The sequence below is a fragment of the Agrobacterium tumefaciens genome, assembly GCF_013337285.1.
Classification (GTDB): domain Bacteria; phylum Pseudomonadota; class Alphaproteobacteria; order Rhizobiales; family Rhizobiaceae; genus Agrobacterium; species Agrobacterium burrii.
This window is the reverse complement of record NZ_SUPW01000006.1, coordinates 68505-88152: the sequence shown is the minus strand read 5'-3', so window position 1 is coordinate 88152 and position 19648 is coordinate 68505. Positions and strand designations below refer to the sequence as shown.

The 19648-nt window shown below is 58.9% G+C and carries 20 protein-coding genes; 12 read left to right on the top strand and 8 right to left on the bottom strand.

What is annotated here, in order from left to right; translation table 11 throughout:
• Positions 1–178: 178 nt before the first annotated feature.
• The 3 genes from FCH38_RS16790 to FCH38_RS23500 all read right to left on the bottom strand — a co-directional run bounded on the left by FCH38_RS16790 (position 179) and on the right by FCH38_RS23500 (position 1764).
• Positions 179–934 carry an anti-sigma factor family protein gene (locus FCH38_RS16790; RefSeq protein WP_174374439.1) on the bottom strand — a complete coding sequence of 252 codons (756 nt, stop codon included), beginning with the start codon at positions 932–934 and terminating at the stop codon, positions 179–181.
• The gene (locus FCH38_RS16785) at positions 931–1473 is read right to left on the bottom strand and encodes an RNA polymerase sigma factor (RefSeq protein ID WP_174374438.1); all 543 of its coding nucleotides are present in this window, start codon (positions 1471–1473) and stop codon (positions 931–933) included. The genes FCH38_RS16790 and FCH38_RS16785 overlap by 4 nt, the downstream gene beginning before the upstream one ends.
• Before the next feature lie 123 nt (positions 1474–1596).
• Entirely contained in the window at positions 1597–1764 is a 168-nt protein-coding gene (locus FCH38_RS23500; protein ID WP_236776635.1) for a hypothetical protein, read from the bottom strand.
• Positions 1765–1953: 189 nt separating this feature from the next.
• Here FCH38_RS23500 and FCH38_RS16780 point away from each other — a divergent pair, with 189 nt between their 5' ends.
• Entirely contained in the window at positions 1954–2991 is a 1038-nt protein-coding gene (locus FCH38_RS16780; protein WP_236776634.1) for a S8 family serine peptidase, read from the top strand.
• 78 nt (positions 2992–3069) lie between these two features.
• On the opposite strand, the gene FCH38_RS16775 is transcribed toward FCH38_RS16780, so the two are convergent.
• Entirely contained in the window at positions 3070–3324 is a 255-nt protein-coding gene (locus FCH38_RS16775) for a hypothetical protein (RefSeq protein ID WP_174374437.1), read from the bottom strand.
• Positions 3325–3564: 240 nt separating this feature from the next.
• On the opposite strand from FCH38_RS16775, the gene FCH38_RS16770 reads away from it, so the two are divergent.
• The 10 genes from FCH38_RS16770 to FCH38_RS16725 all read left to right on the top strand — a co-directional run bounded on the left by FCH38_RS16770 (position 3565) and on the right by FCH38_RS16725 (position 14959).
• Positions 3565–5046, top strand: a complete 1482-nt coding sequence (locus tag FCH38_RS16770) for an SLC13 family permease (protein WP_336510808.1) — start codon at positions 3565–3567, stop codon at positions 5044–5046.
• A gap of 143 nt (positions 5047–5189) precedes the next feature.
• Positions 5190–6365, top strand: a complete 1176-nt coding sequence (locus tag FCH38_RS16765; RefSeq protein WP_174374436.1) for a glycerate kinase — start codon at positions 5190–5192, stop codon at positions 6363–6365.
• A 108-nt stretch (positions 6366–6473) separates the two neighbouring features.
• Entirely contained in the window at positions 6474–6629 is a 156-nt protein-coding gene (locus tag FCH38_RS16760; RefSeq protein ID WP_174374435.1) for a hypothetical protein, read from the top strand.
• Between the two features lie 137 nt (positions 6630–6766).
• The gene (locus tag FCH38_RS16755) at positions 6767–9178 is read left to right on the top strand and encodes a TonB-dependent receptor domain-containing protein (protein ID WP_174374434.1); all 2412 of its coding nucleotides are present in this window, start codon (positions 6767–6769) and stop codon (positions 9176–9178) included.
• A gap of 302 nt (positions 9179–9480) precedes the next feature.
• Complete coding sequence (locus FCH38_RS16750; protein WP_336510807.1) at positions 9481–10272, top strand: iron-siderophore ABC transporter substrate-binding protein; 792 nt, start codon at positions 9481–9483, stop codon at positions 10270–10272.
• Positions 10269–11297, top strand: a complete 1029-nt coding sequence (locus tag FCH38_RS16745; RefSeq protein WP_174374432.1) for a FecCD family ABC transporter permease — start codon at positions 10269–10271, stop codon at positions 11295–11297. The genes FCH38_RS16750 and FCH38_RS16745 overlap by 4 nt, the downstream gene beginning before the upstream one ends.
• Complete coding sequence (locus tag FCH38_RS16740; RefSeq protein ID WP_174374431.1) at positions 11294–12280, top strand: FecCD family ABC transporter permease; 987 nt, start codon at positions 11294–11296, stop codon at positions 12278–12280. The genes FCH38_RS16745 and FCH38_RS16740 overlap by 4 nt, the downstream gene beginning before the upstream one ends.
• Positions 12267–13061: an ABC transporter ATP-binding protein gene (locus FCH38_RS16735; protein ID WP_174374430.1), complete on the top strand. Its 795-nt coding sequence runs from the start codon at positions 12267–12269 to the stop codon at positions 13059–13061. The genes FCH38_RS16740 and FCH38_RS16735 overlap by 14 nt, the downstream gene beginning before the upstream one ends.
• Before the next feature lie 279 nt (positions 13062–13340).
• Positions 13341–13886: an RNA polymerase sigma factor gene (locus FCH38_RS16730; protein WP_149900902.1), complete on the top strand. Its 546-nt coding sequence runs from the start codon at positions 13341–13343 to the stop codon at positions 13884–13886.
• Between the two features lie 122 nt (positions 13887–14008).
• Positions 14009–14959 carry a FecR family protein gene (locus tag FCH38_RS16725; protein ID WP_153515974.1) on the top strand — a complete coding sequence of 317 codons (951 nt, stop codon included), beginning with the start codon at positions 14009–14011 and terminating at the stop codon, positions 14957–14959.
• Here FCH38_RS16725 and FCH38_RS16720 read toward each other — a convergent pair.
• From FCH38_RS16720 to FCH38_RS16705, 4 genes are read right to left on the bottom strand one after another with little or no spacing between them, the layout of a single operon-like run.
• On the bottom strand, positions 14930–15163 hold the full coding sequence (locus FCH38_RS16720; RefSeq protein ID WP_236776643.1) for an SDR family NAD(P)-dependent oxidoreductase: 234 nt from the start codon (positions 15161–15163) through the stop codon (positions 14930–14932). The two genes, FCH38_RS16725 and FCH38_RS16720, sit on opposite strands and share 30 nt — an antisense overlap.
• Positions 15164–15177: 14 nt before the next feature.
• The gene (locus FCH38_RS16715; protein WP_174374428.1) at positions 15178–16035 is read right to left on the bottom strand and encodes an aldo/keto reductase; all 858 of its coding nucleotides are present in this window, start codon (positions 16033–16035) and stop codon (positions 15178–15180) included.
• A gap of 47 nt (positions 16036–16082) precedes the next feature.
• Positions 16083–17066 (bottom strand): aldo/keto reductase, encoded by a 984-nt coding sequence (locus tag FCH38_RS16710; RefSeq protein ID WP_174374427.1) that lies wholly within the window; start codon positions 17064–17066, stop codon positions 16083–16085.
• Positions 17053–18549, bottom strand: coding sequence for an MFS transporter (locus FCH38_RS16705; protein WP_336510806.1), 1497 nt, complete (start codon positions 18547–18549; stop codon positions 17053–17055). The genes FCH38_RS16710 and FCH38_RS16705 overlap by 14 nt, the downstream gene beginning before the upstream one ends.
• A gap of 107 nt (positions 18550–18656) precedes the next feature.
• Here FCH38_RS16705 and FCH38_RS16700 point away from each other — a divergent pair, with 107 nt between their 5' ends.
• Positions 18657–19550, top strand: a complete 894-nt coding sequence (locus FCH38_RS16700; RefSeq protein WP_149900688.1) for a LysR family transcriptional regulator — start codon at positions 18657–18659, stop codon at positions 19548–19550.
• The last annotated feature ends 98 nt before the right edge of the window (positions 19551–19648 follow it).

The window sequence follows — 19648 nt, the reverse complement described above, 5'->3', positions numbered from 1 at the left end:
GCGTTGAACGGGATACGAACCTGCGGCCTGGTTAAACACTGGTCTTCCCTGCCTTAAATTTAACAAATGGTCAAAGGCTTGTTTTCGCCCCAAAACCTGCGCCATGATCGCGTTCTCCTCGCGGCATATGCGAGAAGAACGGTGCAGATCGGAACTTATCCCGCGCGCATCTGAAAAATCATTCGGCCTTGCCCGCAAGCGCGTTTTTTTCCGCTTCGGCGGAAAGCGGTTCACCGGCGTCGATCGAGGCCAGATAGGCATCGATCGTTTCCTGGGAAGATGCCGGCACATACCCCTCCGCACGTGGCGACGACAGAGCAAGACGCGTGACCCAGTTTCCATCCGAGCGACAGGCAACGGTTGCCGTCGCGTCGTTCTGTCGTTTCACCTCGTATTCCCGGCAGAGTTCACCCTGGCCATCGATAAAACTCGAAACGATATGCAGCGCCTCGGATTTGCCAAGCGCGACATCGCTGCCGGAGGGTTGCCGGTCGAGGGCGGCGGAAAGGGCGCTTTCGAGGGCGGCACCCGGTTCGACACTTCCACGCCCTGCCATATAACCGCCGACACCAGTGATGACGGCAAGAATGGAGGCTGCGATCGGCATCATCCACGGCTGCCCGCTGCGGGCTGCCGTCCGCTTTCCGGGTGGTTGGAAAGCAAGGACATTGTTTTCGGCCGCACTCGCAGCCTTGGTTTCAGCGGCTTCGGCCATACGCCGCACGTTTGCGGCAAGCGCTTCAGGCACCGGCTCATCGATCAGCGGTTTCATGGCAGATCCAACCGCCATTCGTGTGTCGAGAAAGACGGCCAGACGTTCGGCCAGGGCATCGTCGGTCTCAAGCGCCGCTTCCAGACGCCGGCCGGTCGCGGCGTCAAGTTCGCCATCGGCGAACGCCATCAGTGTCTCGTCGTCAAAATGTTCCATGGTCATGCAACGCCGCCTTTCGTATCGGACGAACGTTTCTCCCCGAAACTTATTCCCGTCAGTTCAGCCAGATTTTTACGCGCCCGCGCCAGACGGCTCATAACCGTGCCGATGGGGATGGAGAGCACATCGGCCGCGTCGCGATAGCTCAGTTCTTCCACGCAGACCAGAACCAGCACTTCGCGCTGTTCTTCCGGCAATTTCTGCATGGCGGTCGCCACTTCCATCAGTTCCATGCGGGCATGGGTTGCGGTCTCTCCAGAAGGAACCGACACGTCATAAGCTTTCTCGATCTCCTCCTGCTGGCCTGCAGTGCGGGCGCGGCGGAGATGATCGATCCAGAGATTGCGCAGGATGCGGAACATCCAGGCATCGAAGCGGGTGTCGGGCGCAAAACTTTCGGCCGCAACGATTGCCCTCTCGCAAGCAGCCTGCACGAGATCATCGGCCAATTCACGTGAATGGCAGAGCGAGATCGCAAACCGACGCAGGTTGGGCAGAAACTCAACCAACCGCTGCGGCACTGTGGGCGTGTCATTCGTCATGTATGTTGTTTGGCACGATACGGAATATTTTGTCGAGACAAACGTTTATCCAAGATAGCGTTCCCGTATATGTTAGGAATGCTTCGGCTGTTTTCCACCGGAGGTAGCGCCTTGTCGATGACTTCACCGATCCGCTTCAGGTTTTTTATCGCGATTCTCATCGCTGGCGGCGGCGTGACTGCGCCGCCAGTGCTTCAGTCCGTTGGTATCGCACCCGGAATCACCGCGGCGTTTGCTGATGATGACGACGGAGGCGATGACGATGGAGACGATGGTGGCAGCGGCAGCCACGGTGGCTCTTCCAATGGCGGAAACGGCTACGATGCTCGGCGGCCACGAGGTGATTTGCGTTCGCTGTTCGGCTGGCCATTCAAACGGGCGGAACGCCGCGCACCCCCAACACGCACCGTCTCCGTTCCCAATCGTGCCCCAAATGAAATCGTAGCGTTGGGACTCCAAGAGGCCACGATCGCAAACCTGATGCAGGACGGGTTCGTAGTCGACGAACGGACGCCTATCGCGCTTACCGGCAGCGAAATGGTCAAGCTGACGATACCGCGCGGCATGACGCTTGAGGCGGCCCGGCAGGCAGTCGGCACCGCGGCACCTGCCGCTTCTGTGGATTTCAATCATTTTTATCAGCCCGAGCAGAAGGAAACGCCACCCTGCCCCGGCGGCAACTGCAAGCTGGCAAGGCATATCGTCGACTGGCCACAGCATGCCGGGTATGGACGGGCCACAAGCTGCGCCACGCCCCTGCCGATCGGCCTGATCGACACTGCCATCAACGCCGATCATGCCTCGCTTGCCGATGCGGCGATCGAAGTGCTGCGATTGGGAGACGGCGCGGAGCCGACATCTGCAGCGCAGCACGGCACTGCCGTTGCCGCCCTTCTGGTCGGGTCTGCCAGCAGCCGCGCTCCGGGTCTGCTGCCCGGCGGCAAACTGGTCGCGATTGATGCCTTTCAGCGTTATCGCAAGGCCGCCGATATCGCAGACATTTATGATCTCATCCGGGCTCTCGATATGCTCGCCGTCCGAAACATCCGGATCGTGAACTTGAGCCTGAGCGGGCCGCCGAACAGGCTGTTCGAACAGGCTGTGCGTGCCACAATATCGAAGGGCACAATCCTGATCGCGGCCGCCGGCAACGACGGCCCGAACGCCAAGCCGGTCTATCCCGCAGCTTATGCGGATGTAATCGCCGTAACGGCCGTGGACAGAAATATGAAGCCTTACCGCCGTGCGATTCGTGGCGAGCATATTGACATTGCTGCCCCAGGCGTCGGTGTATGGACAGCCGCTTCCGTTTCCGGTGGAAGGCAAAAGAGCGGCACTTCGTTTGCAGCACCCTTCGTCGCCGCCGCCGCCGCGCTGCTACTCGGCGCCGCCCCCGAAATGAGACCGGATGAGGTTGCGGATGCCCTCACGCGTTCGGCAAACGACATGGGAGAGCCGGGCAAGGACGCGATTTTCGGCTGGGGCCTTCTGAACGCAAAGGTTCTGTGCCAGAGTTGATGTCGCTAGTGCTGTGCCTGAAAACAAAATGCCCGGCGCATGGCCGGGCACGAAATGTCTGTTTTCGATGACGGAATATCAATCATCATCGTCGTCGTCATCATCGTCATAGTCACGGGAACCGCCACGAAATCTCGGCCATCCGTCATCCCCGCCACGATACCGACGGTCATAACGGCGATCGTCGTCATCATCATCGCCCACCAGGATAACCTGCGAGGATGCGACTGTGTGCGGGTGCACCTGCGGCATGGCTTGGGCCTGATGTACTGACGCCGCCAGTGTGACGGTGGCAAGCAGGGCCATCGCGCTCGTGGCAAGAACTTGGCTCATGACTGTTCTCCTTCCATGTTTCATGTCGATACCAGTCGATGAACGCCGTTGAAGCCGGTTTATTCCGAGCGCCATACATTTTTTTCGGCATCTCTTCTTTTCTCGAAAAAGCATCACGGCCGGGAATATCAGCCGTCATCAAACGTTCACAACCAGACACAGGGAGATCCAAGGCCGACTGACCGCCTCCCCACGATCTGAAACAGCCTTCTGATGACGGCGTAATCCAAAGGAGGCCAAGTGGTGGCGCACCTCATGTCCTTGCCCATGGCAAATCCGCAGAAAGACCAAACGGCGACTGTGGTATCCGAACCTGTTGTATCTTTGAAACATCTCAAGCAGGTGGTCGCAGCACTGCTCATCGGTTTTGCAGCCGTGCTGATCTTTCTGGCAATCGATGGCCTGACTATGTCGATGCGGGCAACGCTCTTCATCTTCTTCTCGGCGATCACCGCATGGACCATCCTTGAGTTGCCGGAGACTCCGGTCGCGCTGGCAGGTGCTGTCGCATTGGCTGTCGTCGGCGCCATACCGGAGGATCAGGTTTATCGCTCGCTGGGCAATGACATCATCTGGCTGCTTCTGTCGGCCTTCGTGATTGCCGGCGTGTTGCGGCATGTGGGCCTGATCGAGCAGGTGATGGATCGCCTGATGCCCAGGATGCGCAGTATCCGCTCGATGTTCTGGATGCTGACGCTTCTTACCTTCGCAACCGCTTTTATCATTCCCTCGACATCTGCCCGCGCCGCAATCCTGATGCCGGTCTATCTTGGCTTGTCATCCGCAATTGGCAATGCGCGGATTTCCCGTGCACTCGGCCTGCTTTTTCCCACCGTCATCCTGCTCTCGGCCGGTGCGTCACTGATCGGTGCCGGCGCACATCTCGTTGCTGCCGGTTTCCTGTCTCGCCTCACCGGCAGCCAACCGGATTTCATCGGCTGGCTGGTTCTGGCCGGCCCATTTTCACTGGCTACCTGCCTGATTGCCTGCATCATCCTTCTGCACGTGTTCCTGACGAGGGAGGAACGCGAAATGGCACCAGGTGGAAACGTCTCACCAAAACGCCCCACATCGCTTTCGCGCGAACAGATCGCCGTCGCCGCAGTGGTCTGCGCCACCGTGTTGATGTTTTCCACCCAATCCCTTCACGGCATCGGCATGGCGCTGGTCGGCGTGGTGGCAGCGCTTGTGTTGTGCATGCCCAATGTCTCCGGCATGACGCTGAAAGCCGCCCTGAAAACCGTCGAATGGAACCTGCTGCTGTTCATGGCAGGAACATTGGTCATCGGTGAAGCATTAATCGAAACGGGCACGGCCCAGATGCTGGCCGATCGGCTGGTGAGCCTCTTTCGCCAAAGCATGATCACCGCACCGATCGCAATCATCTCGTTTGCCGTCATCATCGCCACTTTTTCCCATCTGGTGATCACATCGCGCACGGCGCGGGCCACGGTGCTCATCCCCGCCTTTGCGCTGCCGCTCTCGGCCCTCGGCGTCGATCCCTCAATTCTTGTGATGGTCGTCACACTGGCCAGCGGCTTTTGCCAGATGACCATGGTATCGGCGAAACCGGTCGTGCTGTTCGGTGGCTTGGAGCCCCCGGCCTTTACACAGGCCGATCTGCGCAAGCTCGGTTACATCCTTGTCCCGCCTTTCATGTTTCTCCTTATTCTGGTGGCAACCGTATTGTGGCCGATACAGGAATTCGCCACAGAACAATAAGCAAAAACAACAATCTAAAAGCCTCAAGAGCCCGGCTATGGGCTCTTTTTTATTTAGCCGAATAAATTTCTTGGTGGCTGGAATAAGCACTCGGCCATCACGTTTTCCTCATGTCACAAACATGTCATGAAAGGATAATTCCCATGCCCTTCCGCGTCGTTGTCGCCCCTTCCGGTTTCAAGGAGAGCCTCTCTGCCGAACAGGCCGCTGACTGCATCGAAAAAGGCGTTCTGCGCGCATCTCCAGGCTCGGTCGTCACCAAGGTGCCGATGGCTGACGGCGGCGAAGGATTCACCCGGGCGCTGGTCGGCGCCACCCATGGCACGATCCATCCTGTCACCGTCACCGGACCGGTCGGAGAGCCGGTGCAGGCCTTTGTCGGTTTCCTTGGTGGTGGCGCCGAGCCAACAGCAGTGATCGAGATGGCTGCTGCTGCAGGCCTCAGCCTCGTCCCACGCGATCGTCGCAATCCTTGCCTGACCACAAGTTATGGTGTCGGCGAGCTTGTGCGCGCAGCGCTCGACCTGGGCGCCAAGCGGATTTTGCTCGGTTGCGGCGATAGCGGCATCAACGATGGCGGTGCCGGCATGGCACAGGCGCTCGGCATCCGCCTGCTGGATGTCAACGGCAACGAACTGGATCGTGGCGGTGCAGCTTTGACGCAGTTGAACCGTATAGGCATCAGCCCCCGCGACCCACGCCTCGCACATGTGCGCATTGATGCCGCCGTCAACTGGCACAACCAGCTTCTTGGCGAGCGTGGTGTCGCCCGCGTCTTTGGGCCACAGAAGGGTGCGACGCCGGAACAGGTGGAAGATCTTGCTGCGGCGATGGAAATCTACGCAGCCCGCATCAAAGACGTCACCGGTCTTGATGTCGGCTCAGCGCCGGGCGCTGGCGCATCGGGCGGACTGGGAGCAGCCGTTCTCGGTCTGCTTTGCGGCAGACTTCATCCCCGCTATGAGATTGTCATGCAATATCTGGAAATCGACGATTACATTCGTGATGCCGATCTGGTCATCACCGCGGAAGGAAGCCTCGATGGTCAGACGCCCTTTGGCAAGGTTCCTGCGGAGGTCGCGCGGCGCGCCAAGGAGGTCGGTGTTCCGGTGGTGGCGCTTGCAGGTACGATCGGCAAGGGCGTGAGGCTCAATCTGGATTGCGGTATCGATGCTTTCGCGTCGATCCTGACACGGCCATGCTCATTGGAAGACGCCATCTCGTCTGCTCCGAAGCTTCTTGCTCGTTCCGCGGAAGACGCGGTTCGGATGATCATGATCGGCACGACCTTGCGGCTACCATTGGCCAAAGTGGGATAAGGTTTTGCGGACTCGCTCACTTATTATTAGCTGAAGTGAACGCCACCAGATCCGAAGCTAACCAAGAACTTGGCTTCACTGTACGACTGATTTGGAGCCGGAACCGGAATGATCTCTTCTAATATCCAAACTGAGATAGCGGGCCATTTCCGGTTTTATCTGGCTGAAGATGGTGAATACTGTCCCACCTTCGTGCTGAAGGCACCCGCCGATCGGGATGAAGAACTTCGTCTCGCCATGCGCCAATACCTCGGCGTCGCGTGAGCGATCATTCTCTTAAATTTTTCTCCAGACCGGAGTCCCAAGTCCAAACAGTCAATCGTCTAGATCACGAGTGAATGTGTAGCCATTCCTCGTGGTGAACTTGCGGCGCCTTGAACGCCGCACGATTGGGGGTTTCTATGACTAAGACTAAATCCGTCTCGCGCGGGGCTGGGGCGAGCCTCAAGGCGGTGTTTCTGGCGGGAACAGCACTCGTGATGCTGAGCCCCATGCTGCCGGCAATGGTGCAAGAAGCTGCAGCACAGGCGTCCGAGCGAGCGATCGCGGTGCGGCCCGGTCCGTTGACGCCGGCGCTGAACAACCTCGCCGCCCAGACCGGCCTGCAAATCCTGTTCGATGCATCGGTCGCCGAGGGGAAGACGACCCGTGGTGTGAACGGCACGCTGACGCCGGAACAGGCGTTGAGGACAGTGCTCGCCGGAACAGGCGTGGATGCCCGCTTTGCAGGAAGCAACCAGGTGACGCTTCAGACCGGTGCGGCCACTTCCGGCGCGACAGCTGACGGCACCACGCAGCTTGAGGCAATAACGATTTACGGCGCCCGCAATGCGTCGACGTTGGGTGCCACGACCACCAGCGTTGCCATCGTCAATGCGGAAACCCTTGTCGAAAGCCAGATTCGCACGACGCAGGACACCTATCGTCGCATGGCAAACGTACTGGACAGCGCCACGGTCAACGCCGGGTTCGTCATCCGTGGCATGAGTTCTGAAGGTCTCGTCCCGTCCGGCGGGCCGGCCGGCTCAGTCTATGTCGACGGTATCGTTCAGACGCGTTACAATGCCCGTTTCGGGGCACGTAACCTCTGGGACGTCGAGCAGGTTGAGGTCTATCGCGGCCCGCAATCGACGCTTTCAGGCCGTGCGGCCATGACCGGCGCCATCTATATCAAGTCGAAAGATCCGACCTTCGACAGGCAGGTCGAACTTTCCGGCACCGTTGGCAGCGACGACCTCGCGGGCACGGCCTTCATGGTGAATACGCCCGTCGTCGAGGACCAGATAGCGCTGCGCATCTCGGGCGCTTTCGAGCGTTCGCACGCCCAACCCAATTACTCAAATTTCAGTATTTTTGACAATTTCGATGACCTTACGACCGACATCAGTGGTGTTGTTCGCGCCAAGGTGCTGATTACGCCCTCGGAAATGCCGGACACCCGCGCACTGCTCACTTACTCCTACTCGAAGGACCGGCCCAACGACGCGCTTGTTGGCCTCGATACAGGCCGCGGCGACTTCAACGATTCCCCGGTTACCTATACGGAATATCGCTGGACGGAAGCGCACAATGTCGGCCTCGAGGTTACGCATGATTTCTCGAATACGCTGCGCTTCACCTCGCAGACCGGCTATCAATATGGCATCAACAACCGGCGCTCCATCGACTACGGCACGCCAGGAACCATCTATGGAAGCACTGGCGAAGATGACAACTCCATCTTCACGCAGGAGTTCCGCCTCAACTACGAAGGCGATCGCTGGAAATGGGTTGCCGGCGTGTACGGCAGCCACGAGGTCTGGGATGGCGCGACAGACTTCATCGTAGACTATCCCGGCTTCGGGCCGGTGCAACTCAGCGACACGCAGAATCGCAGAACATCGAACTTCGCCGTCTTTGGTGAAGCTACCTATGAATTTGCACCCACGTGGTTCGCAACCGTTGGCGGCCGTCTCGATTATCTGAAAGACAGGGACTACCAGCGAAACTACTTTGGCCTGATCGATCCGTCTGCCGTCCTGACGGGTACCCCGTCATCCCTGAACGAATTGAATTTCGTGCCGAAGGTGGGCATTTCCAAGGAGCTCAGTGATACCCAGACGGTCGCCTTGACTTATACGCAGGGATTCCGCTCGGGCGGTTCCTATATCGACCGGCTGGATCCGACCAATTTCAAGGTCGCCACATACGATCCGGAGTTTTCCCAGAACGTCGAATTATCTTACAAGGGTATGCATCTCGACGACCGGCTGACACTCAATGCGAACCTGTTTTATACGAAATACGACGACCAGCAGATAGAAATCCGCCCGAACCCCGCTATCCCCGGCTATCGCATCACCTCGAATGCTGCAACGTCGAGAGCCTGGGGATTCGAAATCGAGCCGACCTACGAGGTTACGGATCAATTCACGGCCTTCACCTCGATCGGTTATCTCAATACGAAGTTCCTGGAATTCAACCATGCTTCCATCGGCGACCAGTCAGGAAAGGCTTTTCCTGAAGCCCCGGAATTAAGCTGGGCTTTCGGCGGACGTTATGAGTTCGATAACGGTGTCTTCGTTGGCACCGATGCCAAGTACACGACAAGCTACAATTCGCGCTTCGGCACGAAGGGCATGTACGATATCGACCCGCGCTTCATCGTGAATGCGCAGACGGGCTTCAAGAAGGACAATTGGGAAGTGACCGCCTTCGTGGAAAACCTCACGGACGAGAAATATTTCACGATCGTGGATCGCGACGCGGCAAAGCCCTTTGGCCAGCAGGGCAAGGGTCGCTCCTACGGCCTGAACGTCCGCGTGAAGTTCTGACGAACCCGGCTGTGGGGCGTCTTGCCGCACAGCCTTTTCCACCTTGCAGGATTTCCGCCCTTCCTCGAAAGGCAGGAATCCTGCAATTCTTTGTTTTTACGCATTTTCCGGACGTAGAACCGCTACGCACCTCTTCCTGGAAATGCTCTAACGACGAAATGATACCTGCCTTGCGCTTCTGTCTCGCTCTTCTCGCCTTTCTCCTTCCCGCCTCGTTTTCGCAGGCTGCCTGCGAGGGAAAGGCCATAACCGAGGGTGTCTACAATCCACCCTTCTGTATTCCGGCGGACGTAAAACGAATCGTGACGTTGGATCCGCTCATCACCCTTGGACTGCTGATCGAACTTAAGGCGCCCGTCGTTGCGACGCCCTATATGGCGATCACCGAGGATGAGGTTCTCGACGCGGTGAAGGCCCAGAAGATGGTCGACCTCGGCAATCCCAGGGAACCGAGCCTCGAGCGCGTGGCGGCGCTGAAGCCGGATCTTATCATCGGATCGGCAGAGGTTCACTCGGCGATTTACAAGCAGGCTGCACAGATCGCGCCAACCGTCCTCTTCAAGCATATGGACTGGAAGGCATATCTTCAGCGCCTTTCCGAAGTGACCGGCAAGGAAGGCGTGGCAAACGACGCACTCAAGGCTTACGACAGCCGCGTCGCCGGGATCCGCGCGCGGATGAAGGACCAGAACCTGACGGTCTCGACCGTCCGTTTCGCGCCAGACCGTTTCGTTGTCTTTGTGGATGGGCCTAACGCCTATGCCCCCTTTGCCGTGCTGCGCGAGGCAGGTGTGAAGCGCGCCACTTACGAGACTGTCACCGATGGAACGATCGTCAAACGGCCAGATTGGGAGGAACTCGCCAATCTCGATGGTAACGTGCTGCTCTACGTTTCTGCCAGCGGTTTCGAAAGCGGCCCGGACGATGCGCTCGAAAAGCAGGTGACCGAGAACCCTCTCTGGCAATTGCTGCCAGCCGTGCAGGCCGGACGCGCCCATCGGGTCGATCGCGGTCCCTGGCAGAGTTTCCACGGTATCGGTTCGGCAAATCGCATTCTCGACGATGTCGAGCGATATGTACTGGCTGGTCAATGATCGACCGAAAGGCCGCTCGGCCCGTCACTGCCTGTAGCGTGCGGTCGCTTGCACTCGCAGTGCTCCTCTGTCTGCTCATTCTTGCCGCCATGAACGCCGTTGCACTCGGTACATCTGCCATGTCGTTTTCCACCATAACGGCCGCTATTTTCCAGTTCGATGGCTCGCGCGACCATCTTCTCGTCACGACCATTCGCCTGCCCCGTGTCATTGCCGCACTGCTGTCCGGCAGTGCACTCGCTGTTTCCGGCGCCATCATGCAGGCGGTCACCAACAACCCGCTCGCCTCTCCCGGCCTGCTCGGCATCAACGCCGGCGCATCATTTGCCGTCGTTTTGGTGATGACACTCTTTGGCACGGGAATCGGCGACATCTATGTCTGGTTTGCCTTCATCGGCGCCGGTATCGCCGCCATCGTCGTCTATGCACTCGGTTCAATTGGCGCTGTCGGACACTCCCCGCTCGGGCTCGTGCTGGCGGGCGCCATCGTCGCAACCTTCCTGACCTCGCTGACCACCGCGATCCTGATCTTCGACCAGAGCACGCTCGATGCAGTTCGCCTGTGGACCGCAGGTTCGGTGACGGGGAGAACCATGGCGCAGGCGAAAACCGTTGCGCCCTATATCCTCACCGGCCTCCTCGCCGCTCTCTTTCTTGGCCGGCATCTCACGACGCTCAGCCTCGGCGCAGATGCCTCGCGTGCACTCGGACAGAACCCGGTCATTTGGCGCGGTGCATCTGTCCTCGTCGTCATCCTGCTTGCGGGCGGTGCCGTGGCACTTGCCGGACCGATTGGTTTCGTCGGCCTCGTCGTTCCGCATATGGTGCGCATGATTGCCGGTGTTGACTATCGCTGGGTTATCCCTTTTTCGGCGCTCGCTGGCGCGCTGCTGGTTGTCGTCTCCGATACGGTCGGGCGACTTGTCTTTGGAAGTCAAAGTTTCCCCGTCGGCGTGACGATCGCGCTCATCGGCGCGCCGTTCTTCCTGTATCTCGCCCGAACGCGCCTTAGAGGTTCGGCATGATCCGGCTTCTCACCATCCTTACCCTCCTGCTCGCCATCCTCGTCGCAGCAAGCCTCGCTTTTGGCGATATTCCTCTGACCTGGCAGGAACTCTACAATGTCATCGTCGGGATGGGGGAGCCTGCTCCACAGAGCACGATGATCGTCTTCGATTTGCGTTTGCCGCGAGCGCTTCTCGCCCTTCTCGTCGGCGTGGCGCTTGCGACCGCAGGCACGATCACGCTTGCGATCATGCGCAATCCATTGGCCGAGCCCGGTGTTCTCGGAATCAACAGTGGCGCTGCGGCGGCGGCCATGGCCGTCATCGTTCTGATGCAGAACCCGTCGATCGCGCTTTTGCAGGCAGCCAGCTTCCTGGGCGCCGCCATCATGGCGCTGGCGATCTATGCCCTTTCCTGGCGCGGCGGCACGTCCTCGCTCCGCATCATCCTCATCGGCATCGGCCTCTCCTCCCTCGCAACGGCTGGAACGACCTTTCTCTCCGCATTCGGCGACATTGGCGATGTACAGCGCGCCATGATCTGGCTTGCGGGCAGCGTTTACGACGCGAATATGGGCAAGGTCCAACTTCTCGCCCTATCACTCATTGTTCCGGTAGTGTTTGCCTTTCTCGCCGCGCGCGAACTCGATCTGATCCGCTTCGGCGATCATTCGGCCAAGAGCCTCGGTCAGCCAGTCGATCGCGTCCGTGGCCTGATGATCGTGCTCGTCACGGTGCTTTCGGGCGCTGCCGTAGCGGCCTCCGGCCTCATCGGCTTCGTCGGTCTCGTCGCGCCGCACATAGCCCGGCGGCTCACCGGGGCATCGCATGCCCGGATGCTGCCTGTCGCCGCACTTGTCGGCGCCTGCCTCGTCGTCGCTGCCGATCTCATCGGTCGCATCCTCCTGCCGCCGGTGCAGCTTCCGGCCGGCATTGTCACCAGCCTCATTGGTGCACCTTTCTTTGCCTATCTTCTCTGGGGACGCCGCCATGGCCAAGGATAAGCAACTCCCTGCCAAGATTGCCGGCAAGGGCATCGACATCGCCTACGGCCAGCGCCGCATCGTCGAGCGGCTCGACCTCGCTATCCCGGAACGGCGCTTCACGGCGCTGATCGGGCCGAACGGCAGCGGCAAATCCACGCTTCTGCGCAGTTTCGCGGGGCTTATGAAGCCTTCCGGCGGCAGCGTTCTTCTCGATGGGCAGGACTTGAACGACCTCTCGACCGGTGAGGTCGCTCGCAAGGTGGGCGTTCTGCTCCAGGGGCCTGTCGCACCGGAAGGGCTTACGGTCAGCGATCTCGTGCGGCAGGGACGGTATCCACATCGCTCGCTTTTCAGCCGCTGGTCGGCGCAGGATCAGGAAGCATGCGATGAGGCACTCATGCTGACTGGCACAGCGGATCTTTCCGACCGTGCGCTGGACAGCCTTTCCGGTGGTCAGCGCCAGCGCGCGTGGATCGCAATGACGCTGGCGCAGCAAAGCGAAGCGATCCTGCTTGACGAACCCACGACATATCTCGATCTCGAACATCAGATCGAGCTGATGAACCTCATTACGGCGCTGGTCGCCAAGCACGGAAAGACGGTTGTCGCAGTTCTCCATGACATCAACCAGGCGGCCCGCTACGCCCAGCATATCGTTATACTCCACGACGGCAGGGTCACGGCGGCAGGAACGCCCGATGCGGTCATCTCATCGGAGACGATCTTGGATGTCTTCAAGGTGAAGACAGTCGTGATCCGCGATCCCGTTGCGGGAACGCCGCTCTGCATTGCGCTGTGAGCACCACAGCCGTTACCGAAATATCACACCGCCGCCTGTTTTGAACATTCAGCCTGTCTAATGCGCAACCCCGAGCCAAAACGTGGGAGATGGAATCGAGCAACGAAATCAGGCATAAAGATGAGTTTTTAACTCTTGATTTATCCAGAGGCCGCCCGTGGGTTTTGAATGTTTCTAACCTATTGCACTTGCATGGGTTTTATAGATTAGCTAGCCATCGGTCTTCGAGATTCAGCAGTAGTTATGCTGAACTGGCTGTTGGTCGGGAACTGTTTGCCAATGTCGAGCTCTTCGCCCTCACCCCTTGTCTGGGACAGTGTTGACAGCAACGATTTGCTGAACCGGGCTATGGAAGCTTACTATGCCGACATTACGAACGCTGTTCGCAGACGCGGCCATCCATCATCCACTGCCCGGGATGTGGTGCACGATCTCTATGTGAAACTTGCCGCCAAGCCAGACCTGCTGCAACAAACACGCTCGATCAAATCCTTTCTTTGCCGGGCAGCTATCAATCTCGGCATTGACCGCCAGCGTCGCGAGACGAAAGAAGCTCGACTTTTCTCCGGCTCGGAGCGTGAAGCCCTTTCGGTCGCGAGCAGCGGGCCTGCGCCTGATCAGTCGCTGGAAATCGAGGCGCGGCTTGCCGCGCTCCGCGAGGCAATCGCCGAACTGCCGGAACGGCGACGCCTCGTTTTCATCCTGCACCGGCTCCATCATCTGACACCCGACCAGATCTCCGTCAGGCTCAACATTTCCAAAAACATGGTGGACCGACATTTGCGCCGGGCCTTCGCCCACTGCCTTGATCGTCTTCTCCAGTAAAACAAGAGATTCTCGCGTTCCGTGCGGAAAACCACTACGGATTATTGCCTGAATTGATCTAAGAGATCCCCCAATGGCGGCGTCGAACGTCTAGAGGTCAAGGTTTAAAGCTGGAGATGCCTATGCCGGCCAAAGGAGCGACGAAAGTTCAAAAAAAACGCAACCGTGAAGCGGCCGACTGGATCCTGCGCAATAGCGATGCCAACCAGTCGCCAACCGACAAGGCGCGCTTCAAGGACTGGCTTGATCGCGACCCGGAAAATTGTCGGACTTACAGTGCCGCTGAACGCCTGATGGGTGATGCCCGCCGGGCAATACAGTCGGATTCTGCGCTCGCCAACATCAAGGTGAAGCCGCGCAGTGCGGGAAAACCGGTCATCGCAGCGCTCTTGGCCATAGGCCTCGCGACGGGCGGCTTTTTCGCGTTCGATGGACCGATGCGCCTGGAAGCGGACATTATTGCCGGCACAGACGAGATGCCTGTCATCACGCTCGAAGACGGGTCTGAGGTTCAGCTTAATGCCTCCTCAACGATCGCGTTGGATTATACCAGAACCCGCCGTACCGTCCGCCTTCTTCAAGGCCAGGCCTTTTTTCGGGTCGCCCATGCTGTCGAAAGACCCTTTACAGTTGTTGCGGGGATGGCGACGGTTACTGCGCTCGGGACCGCTTTCGATGTCCGCTACGGCAACAACGACACCGAGGTGACCGTCACGGAAAATGCGGTCCAGATCGAAATCGACGGAGATGACGCCGTCCGCGTCGGCCAGGGCGAGCAAGCGACTTTCGACCACGCGAAAAAGAAGATGGCCATTTTACCGGTGGACAGCCTTGCTGCACTCGCCTGGAGGCGCGGCCAGATAGTGCTCGACAATGCTCCACTTTCCTACATCGTGGAGGAGATGAACCGGCACTTCTACGGTCGAATCGTCGTTGCCGACTCGGCTTTGGCTAATCGCCGCGTCAGCGGCACAATGAAGATTGCGGATACCAATGATGCGCTCGCTTTCGTAACGGAGGCTCTTCACGTGAAATCGACGCGCCTAGGCCCTCTCATCGTTATTAGACAATAAAAACACCAGTCTCGCCGTACTGACATTCGATATTCGGATCGATCTGGCTCGGTGCTGCAGCCGCCCTATGGTCAGAAAGCCGCCCGGCTCGATCAATCTAACCTTGATCCCGAAAGCCGCCACTTCCTGATCAAGGCAATCTGTAAAACCTTTCAGAGCCCATTTTGAGGCATGATATGCTCTGAGATAACGACGCGCCGTCATCATACGGCATTGGCTCAAAGCTTACGTGTGCCAAGCCACTTCACCTTTTCCGGATCGCGATGGTCGAAGAAGCTGCTGGCCTTCTGGTCAAGCGGGGAGATGGCTGCGACTTCGTTCTGGTCGAGTTCGAAATCGAAGACCTGGAAGTTCTCAGCCATGCGCTCCTTGCGCACCGACTTCGGGATCGCGACGATCTCGCGCTGGATCAGCCAGCGGAGGACAACCTGTGCGGTGCTCTTGCCATACTTCTGGCCGATCGACTGCAACAGTTCGTTCGTGAACAGCCCGTTCTTTCCTTCCGCAAAAGGTCCCCAGGCTTCCGGTTGAACCTTGTATTCCCGGAGGACTGCTTGAGCGTCGTCCTGTTGGTGGAATGGGTGGATTTCGATCTGATTGACCGCGGGCACGATTTCGTTGTGAAGCGCAAAGTCCACCAGTCGGTCGGGATAGAAGTTGCTGACGCCGATGGCGCGAATGCGACCGGCCCTGTGCAGCTCCTCCATCGCACGCCACGCGCCATAGACATCGCCATAGGGCTGATGAATGAGCCAGAGGTCGAGATAGTCGAGCTGGAGCTTGTTCAGTGAGCGTTCGAAGGCGGCCTTGGCACCTTCATAGGACGCATCTTCGATCCACAGCTTGGTCGTGACAAACAGCTCGCTTCGATCGATGCCGTGACTGCGGATCGCGTTGCCCACCGCCTCTTCATTGCCATATGACGTCGCGGTGTCGAGGAGACGGTAGCCGACATCGACCGCGTCACGCACGCTGCGTTCGCACTCTGCTGGATCGGGCACCTGAAAGACACCAAAGCCGAGGATTGGCATCTCGACGCCGTTATTCAAGGTCACTGTGGGTATTGAGCTGGTCATGTTGATTTCCTTCGATAGTTACGGGAGCACAAAGCCCAAAAATGTCGTTACTTGCCCACTCGGGCTTGAAGATGCGCGGGATACCGGTCGCCGACAATCTCGATTTTCGCGAGTGCGTCCGAGATGGCTGCGACGTCCTTGACCGACAGCTCCACAGTCGACGCACCGAGATTTTCCTCAAGGCGATGGAGCTTCGTCGTGCCGGGGATAGGCACGATCCAAGGCTTCTGAGCGAGCAACCACGCGAGCGCGATCTGCGCAGGGGTTACGCCTTTGCTCTCCGCGATATGGGTGAGTGCGGAGACGAGCGCCTTGTTGGCTTTCAGGTTTTCCGCTTGGAAACGCGGAACGACGCTGCGGAAGTCCCCCGGTCCGAACGTCGCCGTCTCGTCGATCTTACCTGTCAGAAAACCTTTGCCCAACGGGCTGAACGGAACGAAGCCGATCCCCAGTTCCTCGAGAGTTGGAATGATTTCCTTTTCAGGTTCGCGCCAGAACAACGAGTATTCGCTCTGGAGCGCTGTGACGGGCTGGACTTCGTGGGCCTTGCGGATCGTCTGCGCTCCCGCTTCGGAGAGACCAAAGTGTTTAACCTTGCCCTCCGCAATCAGGTTCTTGACCGTCCCAGCGACGTCTTCGATTGGAACGTTCGGATCAACGCGATGCTGGTAGAGCAGATCGATCACATCCGTGCGCAGTCGCTTCAAAGATGCGTCGACCGATTGGCGGATGTAGTCCGGACGGCTGTTCAAGTGCTGACCGCCGTCCGGGCTTGGAAGCTCGAAACCAAACTTGGTGGCGATGACGACGCCGTTGCGGATCGGCTGAAGCGCTTCGCCGACCACGTCCTCATTGGTGAAAGGTCCGTAGACCTGTGCTGTGTCGAAGAAGGTGACACCGCGATCGTGGGCCGCGCGAATAAGTGTGACAGCATCCTTGGTTGCGGTTGCAGCACCATATCCGTGGCTCAGGCCCATGCAGCCGAGGCCGAGAGCAGAGACTTTTAGATTGCCGATTTTACGTGTTTGCATGTCTGTCTTCCTTGATTACCCCGCGCTTTCCACAAGCGCGGCCTCTTCCTGGTTTTCTTTTGTCCGCCAGGCGGCGGGGAACGATGGTCACAGCGGCGATTGTGAGGGCAAGCACAAGCATGGCTGTTCCTGCGTCGAACGCATGCGAGACCCGGAATGCCGTAAGGTCGGCTCCTGCCAGGCCCGCCGATCCAAGGGCGGCGACTGCGATCAGAATGCCGAGGCCAACCGAGCTCCCCATCTGATGGGCCACGTTGACCGCACCTGATGCAGCGCCTGCGTCTTCCTTGGAAATCCGCGCGACGCCCGACGACGTAAGGGGGCTCAGGGTCAGTCCCTGGCTGATCCCGATCAACACCATGGGTAACGCCACCGCGGTCCAATAGTTCGAGCCGATGCCTGCGCGACTCAACCAGCCCATCGCGATTACACCAATGGCCATGCCTGCGATGAGAACGGCGTTGCGCCCGAAACGAGCGATAAGTCTTGGGACAAGTATCGCGAAGGGAACATGCAGCATGGTCGCGGGGACGAAGGCGAGGCCTGTGACGGCCGGGCGGAAGCCCGCGACGTCCTGAAGAAAGAGCGTGGTGAAGAAGAAGAAGCCGACCATGGCACCAAGATAGAGAACCCTCGCGGCGTAAGCTCCGGATCGCTCTATGTCCGAGAACAGTCGAAGGGGAAGAATCGGCTGTGCCGCGCGACGCTCGATCTGGATGAAGGCTGCGAGCAGGCAAACGGAGGACGCCAAGGTGGCGAGCGTCATTCCGTCCCATCCCGATTGCGCCGAGCGGATGAAGCCGTACACCAGCGCTCCCATGCCCAAGGTGGAGGTGATCGCGCCTGGAATATCTAGCGCACCCGGTTGCTTGGAGGCCTCTGGAACGTAGACCCGAGCGGCGAGGATCATCGCGATGCCGATCGGCAGATTGATGAAGAAGCCGACACGCCACGACAGCCAATCCGCCAGAAGACCGCCGACAATCAGTCCGACGGTCGCGGATACTCCCGCGGCAGCGCTGTAGAGCGACACCGCCCGGACACGCTCGTCGCCCTCGTCGAAGTTTGTCTGGATAAGAGCAAGTGTTGATGGAGCCAGGATTGCGGACCCCAACCCCTGAATGGCGCGCCAGGACAGCATCCACGTCGACGAGTGCGAGGCACCGATCGCCATCGAGGCGATCGTAAAGATCGCCATTCCCATAATGAACATCCGTTGTCGGCCGAGGATGTCGCCGGCGCGGGCTCCCAGAAGGAGGAACCCGCCGAATGTCAGCGTGTAGGCACTCTGTACCCACGCCAGGCCAGCGTCGGTGAAGCGCAGTTCCTGATGTATCTTGGGCAGCCCGGTCAAGATGACGGAGATGTCGAGCACGATCATCACGTAGCTGATCAGGATGATCGCCAGAATGGCGGATTTGTTCGGCAATGGTCTCGTTGGATTGCTGCTCGACATCATGTCTTCCATTTTCTGGTCGGCCACGTCGTCCTCCACGACCAGGCGTCTGTTTTGATGAATGCAAGATATGCCTTGCCGACCATTTAGATTAGAGGCACTAATCGGGATGTAGCTATAAGGATGTCTAATGAATGCCGCAGGAGAACTTCAACGATCTGGTCGCCTTCGTCATGGTGGCGCGCGAGGAGAGCTTTACAAAGGCCGCCGTCAAACTGGGCGTCTCGCAATCGGCGCTCAGCCAGACCGTTCGCGGACTTGAAGAGAGGCTGGGGCTTCGTCTGCTGACCAGAACGACGCGCCGCGTATCTCCGACGGTGGCTGGCGAGCGGCTTCTTCAGATCGCCGCTCCGAGATTCGAGGAGATACAGGCGGAACTCGCGGCGCTCACCGAGATGCGGGATAAGCCGGCGGGGACCATAAGGATCACTGCAGGCGAACATGCCGCGATCTCGGTCCTCGCTCCGGCGCTCGACAAGTTCTTACCCGACAATCCCGATGTGAAGGTCGAGATCACCGTCGATTACGGGCTCACCGACATCGTAGCGGAGCGCTACGACGCCGGGGTGCGGCTGGGCGAGCAGGTCGCCAAGGACATGATCGCGGTGAAGATCGGTCCTGACATGTCCATGGCTGTCGTCGGTGCCCCGTCGTATTTCCGCCAGAACCCGTGGCCGGAAACGCCTCAGGACCTGACGGGGCACAACTGCATCCAGATCAGAATGCCGACCCACGGGAATATCCTTGCCTGGGAATTCGAGAAGGAAGGCCACGAGCTGAAGGTGAAGGTGGAGGGGCAACTGGTCTTCAACAACATCGCAATGCGGCTCGACGCCGTCAAACGGGGGCTCGGACTTGCCTATATGCCGGAAGACCAGGTGGCGCAGCAGATAGCGAGCGGCGAATTGGTGCGCGTGTTGGAAGACTGGTGTGCTCCATTTCCAGGATATCACCTCTACTACCCTAACCGCAGGCATACATCTCCGGCGTTCGCGCTGATGATCAACGCACTGCGCTACCGCCAGTAACGAATTAATCAACCGTTTGTGATTGATAAGTCAGGCTAATGGCCTCAATCAGAAATAGCTATCTAATCATCTGGGTGATGCTCAAGTAGCGTTCCTCC

Excerpts from the sequence above, each read along its gene's own strand:
- FCH38_RS16765 (WP_174374436.1), top strand. The coding sequence starts at position 5,190 with ATGCCCTTCCGCGTCGTTGTCGCCCCTTCCGGTTTCAAGGAGAGCCTC.
- FCH38_RS16700 (WP_149900688.1), top strand. The coding sequence starts at position 18,657 with ATGCCGCAGGAGAACTTCAACGATCTGGTCGCCTTCGTCATGGTGGCG.
- FCH38_RS16710 (WP_174374427.1), bottom strand. The coding sequence starts at position 17,066 with ATGCAAACACGTAAAATCGGCAATCTAAAAGTCTCTGCTCTCGGCCTC.
- FCH38_RS16760 (WP_174374435.1), top strand. The coding sequence starts at position 6,474 with ATGATCTCTTCTAATATCCAAACTGAGATAGCGGGCCATTTCCGGTTT.
- FCH38_RS16730 (WP_149900902.1), top strand. The coding sequence starts at position 13,341 with ATGTCGAGCTCTTCGCCCTCACCCCTTGTCTGGGACAGTGTTGACAGC.
- FCH38_RS16755 (WP_174374434.1), top strand. The coding sequence starts at position 6,767 with ATGACTAAGACTAAATCCGTCTCGCGCGGGGCTGGGGCGAGCCTCAAG.
- FCH38_RS16715 (WP_174374428.1), bottom strand. The coding sequence starts at position 16,035 with ATGACCAGCTCAATACCCACAGTGACCTTGAATAACGGCGTCGAGATG.
- FCH38_RS16720 (WP_236776643.1), bottom strand. The coding sequence starts at position 15,163 with ATGACGGCGCGTCGTTATCTCAGAGCATATCATGCCTCAAAATGGGCT.
- FCH38_RS16785 (WP_174374438.1), bottom strand. The coding sequence starts at position 1,473 with ATGACGAATGACACGCCCACAGTGCCGCAGCGGTTGGTTGAGTTTCTG.
- FCH38_RS16740 (WP_174374431.1), top strand. The coding sequence starts at position 11,294 with ATGATCCGGCTTCTCACCATCCTTACCCTCCTGCTCGCCATCCTCGTC.
- FCH38_RS16745 (WP_174374432.1), top strand. The coding sequence starts at position 10,269 with ATGATCGACCGAAAGGCCGCTCGGCCCGTCACTGCCTGTAGCGTGCGG.
- FCH38_RS16725 (WP_153515974.1), top strand. The coding sequence starts at position 14,009 with ATGCCGGCCAAAGGAGCGACGAAAGTTCAAAAAAAACGCAACCGTGAA.
- FCH38_RS16775 (WP_174374437.1), bottom strand. The coding sequence starts at position 3,324 with ATGAGCCAAGTTCTTGCCACGAGCGCGATGGCCCTGCTTGCCACCGTC.
- FCH38_RS16735 (WP_174374430.1), top strand. The coding sequence starts at position 12,267 with ATGGCCAAGGATAAGCAACTCCCTGCCAAGATTGCCGGCAAGGGCATC.
- FCH38_RS16780 (WP_236776634.1), top strand. The coding sequence starts at position 1,954 with ATGCAGGACGGGTTCGTAGTCGACGAACGGACGCCTATCGCGCTTACC.
- FCH38_RS16790 (WP_174374439.1), bottom strand. The coding sequence starts at position 934 with ATGACCATGGAACATTTTGACGACGAGACACTGATGGCGTTCGCCGAT.